Origin of the sequence: Bacteroides sp. 3_2_5, assembly GCF_000159855.2 — a bacterium.
GTDB lineage: Bacteria > Bacteroidota > Bacteroidia > Bacteroidales > Bacteroidaceae > Bacteroides > Bacteroides fragilis.
Genome location: NZ_JH636044.1, coordinates 1,490,257 through 1,502,503, shown reverse-complemented (window position 1 = coordinate 1,502,503; position 12,247 = coordinate 1,490,257). Strand labels below are relative to the sequence as shown.

The following is a 12,247-nucleotide window of genomic DNA, read 5'->3' as shown; positions in this document are numbered from 1 at the left end:
ACTAAGAGATAGCTTGGTTTCAAACGAAGAGTTAAAATTGGTTCAAACGAAAAAAGGCCGTCACAAGCACTTGTCTTGTAACAGCCTTTTGTATGTAGACCTATTGATAACCGGACTTACTTCACTTCTTCAAAGTCAACGTAATATATCTATCAGCGACTTGCGTACACGTGTTGCAAATATAGCGCAAATCCGAAAATAAGCATCCATAAGCAACACACGCTCTTGCTCACAAAAGTACGATTTTTATTCATAAATAACGAGATGTAAACGCATAAAAATCAAAAGAAAGCGATGTTTTTAACAGATTCTTCGGTTTTATCCTTACCTTTGTGTATGATATTAGGGTGTTACACCCAAATAACAATAAGGAAACGATGCAGATACATAACAATACATTGATAGCGGAATGCTCGGCTTACGATTTCAAGGAAATGTTGGAACGTAAGAAAGTAAAATCGTGGCTTAAATCCGTGTCGGCTTTCGCTAATACGGATGGTGGCAGTTTGTTCTATGGAGTGAATGATGACGGCATAATTGTAGGGTTGGAGAATCCACAAGCCGATGCTGATTTTATCAGTGAAATGATAAAGGCAAGACTTGACCCTGTGCCGGAAATTCAACTTATTCCGATAGAACATGAAGGGCATACCCTGCTTGAAGTGAAAGTAAAGGCAGGAACGCTTACACCTTATTACTATTATCAGGATGGGACACGTACCGCATATGTACGAGTTGGCAATGAAAGTGTAGAATGCAACTCCCAACAATTACTTTCGTTGGTATTAAAAGGCACGCACATGACATGGGATTCTCTTCCTACCCAAGTGGATGCCGGCAAACATTCTTTCATCATCCTTGCCAATACTTTCCGTGAGCAAACCCATCAGGAATGGAACGATAAGTATTTGGAATCATTCGGACTGGTAACTCCTGACGGCAAACTGACCAATGCAGGATTGCTGTTTGTGGATAATTGCACAGTATTTCAATCGCGTATTTTCTGCACCCGTTGGACTGGACTCTATAAGGATGATGCCATCAGTTCCATAGAACATCGGGCTAATCTTGTGCTACTTTTAAAATACGGCATAGACTTCATCAAGAACTACACCATGAGCGGATGGGTAAAGATGCCGAACTATCGTCTAAACCTCCCTGACTATTCAGACCGTGCCATCTTCGAAGGATTGGTAAACCACCTTATCCATCGGGATTACACCGTGATGGGCGGTGAAGTACATATCGATATTTACGATGACCGTGTAGAACTGGTATCACCTGGTGCAATGCTTGACGGTACGCAGATTCAAGACCGAGATATATACAAAGTGCCATCCATGCGCCGTAACCCCGTCATTGCGGATGTGTTCACACAGTTGGACTATATGGAGAAACGTGGCTCCGGTTTGCGCAAAATGCGGGAGCTTACGGAAAAACTACCCAATTTCCTGCAAGGCAAAGAACCTCAATATCAAACGGAAGCGACTTCTTTCTACACCACCTTCTATAATCTAAACTGGGGCGAAAACGGAAGAATTCCTGTGGAAGAAGTAGCCAATAGGGTAAATAGTACCCTCGAAAAGTACCCTGTAAATGAAGAAAGTTCGGTAGAAAAGTTCGGTGTAAACACAAAAGAGTTCGGTGTAAATGAAGAAAGTTCGGTCGAAAAGTTCGGTGTAAATGCGGATAAGTTCGGAGATACATCGGAAACACAGAAGAAAGTCAGTAAAACTGCACAAAAGATAATCGACCTCGTTATTTCAGATCCTTCAATCACAGCTGATAATATGGCCAACAAGATTGGTGTAACTAAACGCGCTATAGAGAAAAATATCAAGAGCCTTAGGGGTATGGGAATTTTGGTTCACGAAGGTTCAGACAAGGCTGGTTATTGGCGCATTATTGTTAAACCATAAACAGAACAACAAACCTATGGAGACCTCTTTCATACCACTCTTTGCAATCATAGCCGTTTTGATTATCGCCTTTTTGTTTGCCTCTTTGCCACAGGTAAACCATAAAACGCGATACCGAGTGCTTTATGCAATAGCCATTATCATGCTATTAGCTGTTATCCCTATTAGTGAATATATGGCTGGTGGCATACAAAACTCAAGTAACAATTATCTGCTTGTCCTAATATTCGATATTGCAGTAGGATATTTCTGTATGTACATTGCTGCTTTGCTAAAATTCAACGTTCTTAAACGAAAGAACCAAGCATTAGAAAACGCCTTGACAGAAAAGCAACAAGAAAATGTAGCAATCCTATTGGAGCATCAAAACGAAAAACAACAAGCACTCCGGCAAAGAGAGCTTGAATGGTTAACTGGGAAAATAAAGATGTTTACCGAAGAAGAACAGGAAGCTATTCTTGCCAGTGCTCTATCATTTGCTGAACATGACTTGATAGTTGCTCCCTCAATAAGCATACAGCCCAAAGAAACATGTAGTCAGCAAGAACTAATGTACTTTGTCTGCTCTGCTTTTTACAATATGGATAAAAGTCGTAGTGAAGTTGTGGGTTTCTTATATAAAGTTTTTCCTCTCTATTTTCCAGCAGGAGAAAGTGCATTGGCTAAAAAGATGCCGGGATTGGAAAAAGTAAAAGAGAGGAGAGAGAAAGAATGTAATTAGCGCATATTTTCAAACCATAGAATAGAATTAAAATGAATAATACACTTATAGATAATTCCATAGAAGCACTTTCAATGACAACAACATTGAGAAAATGCTTAGCCATTGATGGTATTAAAACAGTTAGTATTGCCACAGGCTATTGGGATATTCCCGGTTTAGCTATACTACAAGAAAATTTGAGGTCTTTCATTGAAAAAGAAGGAACAACGCTTCGTTTACTTATAGGAAAAGACCCTTATATATACGTAAATCAATTAAAGTCACCTAAATATAAAGATGCAAATTATCCGCTGGACTTCATAAAAACTGATATCCACGAACTTAATGTTACTGAGGAATATAAAGATGCTATACGTCTGCTTCTTGATTATTGTACGGAAAACAATGATTCAAAGATTCAGATTCGTGTATTTCGAAAAAATGAAAATGACGAAACTCAATTTTTACATTCTAAGTGTTACATCTTTGACGGAAAGTCAAACGGCATTGGTATTGGTATCGTGGGTAGTACAAATTTTACACAAAAAGGATTACAAGGTAACGCTGAATTAAACTATATTGAAACAGCTCCAAATCAAGTGTTATCGCTTGATGAAATACCTGGTAATAAATCTCATTTGATATGGTTTAATGAAAAATGGGAAATATCTGAACCTTGGAACAAACAATTCTTAGAACAAATCCTTAAATCTGCACCTATAACAGATGACGTGGAAAAAGAACGCAAAAGTGAACAACAATCATTCACTCCATACGAACTATATATCAAATTGCTACAAATTAAGTTTGGTGACATTGTAGACAAATCACTCGGACAACAGATAGAAACTTATCTGCCAGCGAACATCCACAAACTGGAATATCAAATAGAAGCTGTTAAGAGGTGTATCGGCATTATGCACGAACATGGTGGCTTTATGTTGGCAGATGTGGTGGGACTTGGCAAGACGATTATTGGTACGCTCATCATCAAGCGTTTCTTGTCCGTACCAGAAGACGATGGACGAGAACGTAAAGTATTGGTCATTACTCCTCCTGCCATTCAATCGGGTTGGAAGAAGACTATAGCCATGTTCGACAAAAATTCTGACGAGAAGATTGCGCCATACATTGACTTCATTACAACTGGACGCATCGGAAATGTTGCCGAAGATGAGAGCTGCGAAGATGACGATGACGACAGCCGCGATTCTGGCGATTTTGGTGGAACACTCCAAGAAAAGAATTATGGCTTTATTGTCATTGACGAAAGCCATAAGTTCCGCAACAGTGCCACATTGATGTACCAGTCTCTTGATGAACTGATACAGAAGATTTGTTCTAATACAGGGGTATATCCATACGTGGGTCTTCTTTCTGCCACACCGCAGAACAACCGACCAAATGACTTGAAGAATCAGATTTACCTTTTTGAGAGAAACCACAATGACAGTACATTGAAGAAGGCTGAAAGTGGTAATATCGAAAGGTTCTTTGCAGATGTCAACCGAGAATATGAATCACTGATAGATAGAAGCAACGACATACCAGCAGATGAGCGCCACCAACGCTTGGATGCCGTGTCAAAGAGACTACGTGATTGCGTGTTAAGTGATATTCTAGAACGCCGAACAAGAACTGACGTTGAGAAATATTACAAGGATGATATGGAATCACAAGGCTTGATATTTCCCAAAATTGTTGGACCTAACAATCTTGAATACATCATGGATGACGAGTTGGCTCAACTGTTCTCTGATACTATGACAATCATTGCTCCAACGGAGGCAGAAAAGTTGCAGACTGACGAGTGGTTAAAATATTTCCGCTATCGTGCCATTGAATATTTTACTGACCCTGCCAACGAAAGAAAACATACTGGTCGAGGCAATCGTGGTGTCAACGACGTTGCCAAGCAGCTTGCAATCATCATGCAGATTCTTCTTGTGAAGCGTCTTGAAAGTTCGTTCACTGCTTTCACCCAATCCCTGTTGAACCTGCGACGTTACACAGAGAACATGATTAAGATGTGGGAGAACGACACAATTTTCGTTTGTCCGCAAATTGACGTGAACAAAGAACTTGACTATGAAACCAAAACATTGAAACGTGGTAGACGTGTTTCGTTTAATGATTGTGTAGAAGAAATCAGAGCCAAGATAACAAAATTGACGGAACAAGGGCGTAACGAGAAGGGACAGAATGCAGAATATAACCGCAAAGACTTCAAGGAGGAATACTATATCCAACTGAAAGAAGACTTCCGACTCATTTCTAATCTCTATGATCGATGGGCGAAAAACCCACAAGACCCGAAATTTGATGCATTCAAAGAGAATATCAAGCCAGAATTGTTTAATCCACAAAAGAATACCTCTGGAAAATTGGTTATCTTCTCGGAAGCTATAGACACAGTACAATCGCTTGCGAGAGCGGTAAAGGCAAAGGGTTATAAGGCACTTGTCATTACTGCTGCCAATCGTGATGAGATGGAACACACGATTGAGGAAAATTTCGATGCCAATTACGAAGGTGTTTGGAAGGATGACTACAATGTTATCATTACAACAGAGGTCTTGGCAGAAGGTGTGAACCTCCACCGTGCCAATGTTATTCTGAACTATGATACTCCTTGGAACTCCACTCGCCTGATGCAGCGCATAGGTCGTGTAAACCGTATCGGCAGTAAAGAGCCTTTTGTCTATGTTTATAACTTCATGCCAAGTGCAGAAGGCGATGCGCAGATTCAATTGGTTCGCAAGGCACATACCAAGTTACAATCCTTCCATGTCCTGTTTGGTGAAGACAGTAAGATTTTCTCGGAAGAGGAAAGTGTGGTACATTACGATATTGCCAAAGCTGTTGAAGGTGAGGAATCACCTTTGCAGAAGTATGTATATGAACTGAAACAATACAAGGATACTCACCCTGAACGTTATCTGCAAATAGAACAAGCTGATAAAGACTGGCAGATAGCACAGGCTGCAAGTGGAACGGCATATTTCATAGTAAAAGCACCACACTCTGCAAGGCTTGCAATTAGAATACGTACAGAAGCCGAGGGTCTGTATAACGCCAAAATAATTTCTTTGCTTGAACTGCTTGAAGATATGCGTGTGAAAGAAAATGCCAAACGTGTTCCATTACCAGATAACTGGCGACAGCTTTCGGCAGAAGCCATAAAGACTTATAACCAATACTTTGTCCGCATCAACAAGTCAAGGGCTGGTGACAAGGCTACGGCTGCAAAAGAAATGTTGGTGAAAATTAACAACACACCTAGTTTATCACTACAATCCAAGATTTTGCTGAAAAATGCTCGTAAGTTTATTGACCGAGGAAGTTTTGATATTATCAAAAAAGTATTGGCTATTGGTCAGGAATTAGAAGAGCGGGGTTTACGTCTCTTTGCCATAGAGCAACAAGATATAGACGAGATTCTGGAGCGAGAAATCGGCAAACTCGTAGCCCATGTGGAAAGTAAACAAGGCGAAGCATCTATTGTATTAGGAACCATCAAGTAAACAAATACCCCCATGAATAAGGAGTCATTAAAAGAATATTTAAGCAGCCGATATCAAGGCTGGAGTTCGTTCCTCAACAATGTTATTTTTCCCATTTTCGGTGAAGATGACTTTGAGGATGGTTTTGAAACAGAGCTTTTGGAGAGTCAGCCCGAACGAAGACAACTGGCAGAAGCGACGGGAATACGCAGCATCAAGCAAGTTGGAATGATGTATGTTGGCGTTGAACCTTTACAGATTTTCGATGTGACAGTCAGCGACCGGGTTATGATGGAGCATAACCGTGTGAACATCCAGCGGCTCATCCGTGCTGTCATGGATCAATTCTCTTGTGCCTTCATGCTGTTCCATTACGAGGATGATACTCGTTGGGATTGGCGTTTCACCTATTGCCGAAAGAGTGGCAACAAAGAAGAATCCACCAACAGCAAACGCTATACGTTCCTGCTGGGGCCTGGTCAGTCATGCCGCACGGCAACTGACAACTTCATAGCTCTATACGACAAAAGGAATTCTCTTGAAATTAAAGACATCGAAAATGCATTCAACGTTGAAGCTCTTTCTAAAGAGTTCTTTGGGAAGTACAAGGCTCAATACGAAGCTTTTGTCAATTACATGGTTGACCCTACAAACGGAATGCGTCAACACTTCATTGATACAGGCTTTGACCATACGGGTATGGCTGCTGACAAAATTCGTGACCGTGAGGAAAAACCCATTCGTGACTATGTGAAGAAACTTCTTGGACGCATTGTGTTCCTGCACTTCCTCCAAAAGAAAGGCTGGCTTGGCGTTCCTGCAAGCAAGGAATGGGGCGAAGGCGATCGTGATTTCATGCTGAATATTTTCAAGAATGCAAATGAACGTCAAAAGGAAAACTTTCTTGATGACATATTAGAAGACTTGTTTACAGAAGGTTTAGACCGTAACCGTTCAGATCAGGGCGACCTTTACGACACAAAAGTAGAAGGCTTCCGCAACTGTCGTATTCCATATTTGAACGGCGGTCTGTTTGAACGTGACATTCTTGACAAGAAGCCCAGTCATTTTCCTGCCAGCTATTTTAATGGCCTGCTGACAATGCTCTCGCAGTACAACTTTACCATCGATGAAAATGACCCAAACGATGCAGAAGTGGGCGTTGACCCAGAAATGCTTGGACGCATCTTTGAAAACCTGCTGGAGGACAACAAGGATAAGGGTGCATTCTATACGCCGAAAGAGATTGTGCAGTACATGTGCCGAGAAAGCTTGATAGCATATCTGCAAACAGACATGAGGGAAGAAGACAAGGAGTGTATACGTCAATTTGTGACAACTCACGATGCATCCCAGCTGGGCGAATTAAAGGAATACATTGATCAGAAACTGTACGATGTGAAGATATGCGACCCTGCAATTGGCTCTGGTGCTTTTCCAATGGGATTGCTGCGCGAACTGTTCTTCTGCCGTTCTGCTATTGAGCCAAACATTGTAGAGAATGCAGCTAACATTAAACGTCACATTATCCAAAACAACATTTATGGTGTTGACATTGAACGTGGAGCAGTGGATATAGCCCGACTTCGTTTCTGGCTCTCACTGATTGTTGACGAAAAGTCACCAGAGGCTCTGCCTAACCTTGATTTCAAGATTATGCAGGGGAATTCCCTTCTGGAGCAATATAAGGGTGTTGACCTTTCAACGATGACAGAAAAGAAAATAGGAGCTGGTGAAAGTCTAACTTTCTTTGATAGCATGTTAGATGTTTATCGCAAAAATCTACGCGACAAACTTACTGAATATTACGCTTGCCCTGAACATGACAAGAAAATGCAGCTGAGAAAGGACATTGCAGATATTGTAAAGCAGGAACTCGTTGAACAAGGTATTCATATTGATTTTGAAGATATGGACTTGTCTGCAAACAGTCAGTTCTTCCTCTGGCATACCTGGTTCCATGATGTTTTCTCACGACCCTCAAAAGAGGGCTTCGATATTGTCATCGGCAATCCACCATACGGTGCTAAATACGACAACCAAACAAAGAGGTATTATAAGAATACCTATGTGACGGCAAATAGCATCCGAGGATTACAGAAGGGGTCTCTTGATACATATACACTATTCATAGAATTGGGATACAATCTGCTTAGGAAGAATGGGAGTTTTGCCTATATCGTTCCAATATCCTTGACATCAAGTGATTCCCTAACAGGCGTACACCGTCTTTTGATGGGAAACTGTGATACCATATACATATCATCGTATGCAGTACGTCCTAAGCCTGTTTTTGAGAACGCTGTAGTAAACACTTCGATACTTCTTTTTAAGAAGACTGAAACGCCATGTCAGTATCTTTTCTCAACCAAGATGCACAGAAGAGGGAATGAGTTTGAATTACAAAGGCTCATTGATAATTTGCAATTTGTTGATGTGAAAGGGCAAACACTTTATGGTCGTATTCCAAAGATAGGTTCTGAAATAGAGAAAACCATCTTAAACAAACTCTTCAACTATACAAAGTTGGGAGCTCTTATCAAGACTTCAGGGAGTCCAATCATATATAGGTTTGCAGGAGGGCGATATTTCAAAGTCGTAACAAATTATAGTACCGGTTCATCAGCAGAGAGAACTATCTATTTCGCTAATTCCAAAATCGCAGATGCTGTTGGCTGCATACTCAGTAGCAGTTTGTCATTTTGGTTCTATCAGATTTTTTCTGATAATTTAAATTGGAAGACATACGAGATAGAGAATTTCACAGTTCCACAGCTCTCAGCTGAGGATATTGACTATCTTGACAAGTTGTATTCTCGTTATCTTTCTGACATAGAGGCAAAAGCTAATATCAGAATAACTTCTGGAGAGTCCACCTATAATGTTGATTCATTCAAGGAATACAAAATTGTACGCTCCAAAGCCATCATTGATGAGATAGATGACTACATCTGTCCACTATACGGATTGACGCAGGAGGAAACCGATTTTATCAAAAATTACGAATTAGAATTTAGGTTGGCTGGAGAATGAATGATAATTGGAGGATAATCCCTCCAATTATCATAATCTTTCCTTTCAGAATTAACGCTTATTCAGCATTTCGATATTGATAGTCATAATTGATTAAAAAATTTATTTCAATCTCAGATAAACCATATTTTTCTCCAATAAATTTATCAATTGCATCAATATGCATTTTAGATTGTCTTGCAAAAAAACATTTCAGTCCCGTTTTAGTTGTCTGGCTCTTTGAATATAAATCATTAAGATAAGTATCATATAAAGTATTTATTTTATCAAGTTCTTCATCTGAAAATGATTCGAATGGGATAGGAAACATTTCTAATTCGGATGATCGTAGGTTATGCCAATCTGAGTGTATCAGCCAAAACCAATAGAAAAGGTTACTTGACAAGGCTGCTCCTACAAGACTTTGATATTTTTCTCTGACTTTCAATTCCCCTTCTGCAGAAGAATGAGTAGGAATCTTAGTTATTATTTTATAGTACCTACCACCTGCCTTCCGGTAATAAATAGGTAAACCTTCTCGTTTATACACATCTTTTATTGTTGTGACACAACGCTCTAATTTGCATAATATTCCTAATTCTATTTCATTGCCTATCTTTGGAATTCTCCCATTGCGAATATGATGAAGGGCATTTACAAACTTTAGGTCATCTAAGAGTAACCACAGAGATTCATCAGAATAGCGTTTGTTGATATACGTAGTCATAATTCTTGTGGCCTTGTTGCTGGATTTTTTAAAACTAATAATGGATACTTGTTGTTCTGCACTTTCAAATATACGGCGTGGTCTGTCTCCATATGAACTGACATAGATTTCGTCACAGTGATTTATTAGTAGTCTATGAAGTCCTGACATTGCATCGGAAGCAGTAACACTTAGTGGAACAATAAAGATTGCATTTCCTTTAGTGTGTAATATTTGGTAACCTAAATCAATGAAAAGCGAAAAAGTATCTAAAGATCCTTTTTGTATATTAGGTATAGTTTGAGCAGATGTAAATATATGTTTGAAGCATGCTTTGTCTATAGATGAAATTTTAGCACCATACGGTGGATTGCCGATGACAATATCGAAGCCCTCTTTTGAGGGTCAACAATATGTCATTGATACAATGCGGTCACAAGTCCATTGAGTTGTTCTTCCAATTCGGAGTAATCAATATTTTCTTCTCGACGATGTAGAATCTCTTTTACAATTACGCCGATCGCGTTTTGTGCTTCTCTTTGCGGAGCAGGGATTGGAAGATTGCGAATGTGTTCAGGATATATGTGATAGTCGCCACCTCGTTGGTCTGCCAACAACTGGTCTGCCATAGAAGAATTAAGAATGCCCAGCAAATAATATAGGTCAACCTTCTCAGACAGAGATTCCATAACTGCACGGTTATGTTTGCAGAACTTTTTGATGCTTGAAGATAAGCTCTTATTATAGACACCTTTCAGGTCTTTCCATAAGACAGCACAGAACATTGAATCACTATGCAAGAAATGAGTATCCATATCAAGATATACCTTTAGAACACCCAAGCGATTTATTAATAACTTGGGACAATCGTACAGTTCACGGAACGTCGGACGACGTAGTTTATCTGGGCACCGTTCCGTGTTCCATTCAAGATAGCGCACCCGTTTAACTTGAAATTTGTCTATATCCTTTGCCTCAATATACTTCCTACAATGGATGGCATCGTATGAGTCACTTATCAAATCCTCTTTTTTAAATGCTCCTTGAGCATTCTTCTCATTGGCATTAACGACCATTCCTACACTTATATAGCAAAAGTCACCCAATATATTCATATTGGCGAAGCGATTTCCTGTTCTTTCCTCTTCTGTCAAGTTCCAAACATAATTTTTCTCGTCCTGCTTTAATGCCTCTGGAGATTTGCTTAACACTTCACGGATGGTCTTGTCCTCAAAGATTTTTGTGATGCGAAGTTCACCCTCTGGTTGAGTGTTCTTAATAAATGGAATGCAGTTACTCACTGTGGCATTCTCAAAAATCTTTGTGCCGTTTAGGTCGGCTATCTCCAACAAATGATATTCTTCTGCAATCATCTTACGAAGTTTCTTTCCATACTTTTGATTTGTCAAAGGATATGGAACAATCATAGAAAATATTCCATTGGGACATAGGAGTTGCATACCAAGTTCCATGAAAGGAACATACAAATCCCACTTTTCATTAAGCGATTTGTACTTCTTGCTTGCCACTATACGCGACCGCTGTTCGTTCAATTCTGGTGATGCTATCTGTGTCGGTGCACTGATGTATGGTGGGTTGCCAATAGTGATGTCGAAGCCGCCCCCATTTGAGGGTCGCTTCTGTAGTACATAGAAATCAATGATAGATACCATACTCTTCCCACCCTTCTTGTTGACAATTTATAGGCAAATGAAGCCCCGTATAAACGAGATAACGATATAATGTTGTTTTTGAAACTTTCAACCTTTTAGATATAACAGTTTTTTCTGTTCCTTTAGCCAACTCTTTTACAATATAATCATGTTTGTTGGCACATTTGGGATTAAGTCTACAGCGAAAGCCACGACAATGTCCGAGCATAGCCCCTTCTGATTTTTTTCTCGCTAATGCCTCTTTTGTACGTTGACTGATAAGATTGCGTTCAATCTCAGCTGACAATCCAAAAGCAAAGGCAAGGACTTTACTTTGTATATCTTCCCCTAGTCGATAGTTATCTTTAATTGTCCATACCTTACATTCCTTTGTCATACAGATATTCAAGATTTCCATAATCATAAAAAGATTACGTCCAAGACGTGAAAGTTCACTACAGATGATAATATCATCTTTGCATACTTTACGCAGTAAACGTCCAAGCTGTCGTTTTGTGTAATTTTTCGTTCCACTGATAGTTTCTTCTATCCAATCGTCAATTGTTAACTCATTAATTTTACAGAAATTACTTATCTCAAAACGTTGGTTTTCTACAGTTTGTTTATCACTGCTTACTCTAATGTATCCGTAAATCATAACGCTAAAATTTATATTAACATACACCAATATAAAAAAATCCCTTCACAATTAATTGAAATGTAAAGGGATAAATTGGAATAAACAGTATATA

General features: G+C 39.5%; 7 protein-coding genes and 1 pseudogene. 4 read left to right on the top strand and 4 right to left on the bottom strand.

Going from position 1 to position 12,247, the window contains the following annotated elements; all coding sequences use genetic code 11:
• The first annotated feature begins 377 nt into the window (after window positions 1-377).
• From BSHG_RS11870 to BSHG_RS11885, 4 genes are read left to right on the top strand one after another with little or no spacing between them, the layout of a single operon-like run.
• A complete protein-coding gene (locus tag BSHG_RS11870; protein WP_008659007.1) occupies window positions 378-1,919 on the top strand; it encodes an ATP-binding protein in 1,542 nt (513 codons plus the stop codon).
• Between the two features lie 16 nt (window positions 1,920-1,935).
• On the top strand, window positions 1,936-2,640 hold the full coding sequence (locus BSHG_RS11875; protein WP_008659006.1) for a hypothetical protein: 705 nt from the start codon (window positions 1,936-1,938) through the stop codon (window positions 2,638-2,640).
• 32 nt (window positions 2,641-2,672) lie between these two features.
• Complete coding sequence (locus tag BSHG_RS11880; RefSeq protein WP_008659003.1) at window positions 2,673-6,146, top strand: helicase-related protein; 3,474 nt, start codon at window positions 2,673-2,675, stop codon at window positions 6,144-6,146.
• Between the two features lie 12 nt (window positions 6,147-6,158).
• Window positions 6,159-9,158: an Eco57I restriction-modification methylase domain-containing protein gene (locus tag BSHG_RS11885; RefSeq protein ID WP_008659002.1), complete on the top strand. Its 3,000-nt coding sequence runs from the start codon at window positions 6,159-6,161 to the stop codon at window positions 9,156-9,158.
• A gap of 58 nt (window positions 9,159-9,216) precedes the next feature.
• Here BSHG_RS11885 and BSHG_RS23455 read toward each other — a convergent pair whose 3' ends face one another.
• The 4 genes and pseudogenes from BSHG_RS23455 to BSHG_RS11895 form a co-directional block, all read right to left on the bottom strand.
• On the bottom strand, window positions 9,217-9,864 hold the full coding sequence (locus BSHG_RS23455) for a hypothetical protein (protein ID WP_032497373.1): 648 nt from the start codon (window positions 9,862-9,864) through the stop codon (window positions 9,217-9,219).
• Window positions 9,865-9,987: 123 nt separating this feature from the next.
• A pseudogene (locus BSHG_RS23450) lies at window positions 9,988-10,230 on the bottom strand (Eco57I restriction-modification methylase domain-containing protein); the annotation flags it as partial.
• Between the two features lie 29 nt (window positions 10,231-10,259).
• Window positions 10,260-11,516, bottom strand: a complete 1,257-nt coding sequence (locus BSHG_RS11890; RefSeq protein WP_008659000.1) for an Eco57I restriction-modification methylase domain-containing protein — start codon at window positions 11,514-11,516, stop codon at window positions 10,260-10,262.
• Window positions 11,500-12,153, bottom strand: a complete 654-nt coding sequence (locus BSHG_RS11895; RefSeq protein WP_008658999.1) for a master DNA invertase Mpi family serine-type recombinase — start codon at window positions 12,151-12,153, stop codon at window positions 11,500-11,502. Before BSHG_RS11895 ends, BSHG_RS11890 begins: the two co-directional genes overlap by 17 nt.
• Window positions 12,154-12,247 lie beyond the last annotated feature (94 nt).

Bases quoted from the DNA above. Each gene is read 5' to 3' on its own strand.
- BSHG_RS11895 (WP_008658999.1), bottom strand. From the start codon at position 12,153: ATGATTTACGGATACATTAGAGTAAGCAGTGATAAACAAACTGTAGAA.
- BSHG_RS11890 (WP_008659000.1), bottom strand. From the start codon at position 11,516: ATGGTATCTATCATTGATTTCTATGTACTACAGAAGCGACCCTCAAAT.
- BSHG_RS11880 (WP_008659003.1), top strand. From the start codon at position 2,673: ATGAATAATACACTTATAGATAATTCCATAGAAGCACTTTCAATGACA.
- BSHG_RS11875 (WP_008659006.1), top strand. From the start codon at position 1,936: ATGGAGACCTCTTTCATACCACTCTTTGCAATCATAGCCGTTTTGATT.
- BSHG_RS11885 (WP_008659002.1), top strand. From the start codon at position 6,159: ATGAATAAGGAGTCATTAAAAGAATATTTAAGCAGCCGATATCAAGGC.
- BSHG_RS23455 (WP_032497373.1), bottom strand. From the start codon at position 9,864: ATGACTACGTATATCAACAAACGCTATTCTGATGAATCTCTGTGGTTA.
- BSHG_RS11870 (WP_008659007.1), top strand. From the start codon at position 378: ATGCAGATACATAACAATACATTGATAGCGGAATGCTCGGCTTACGAT.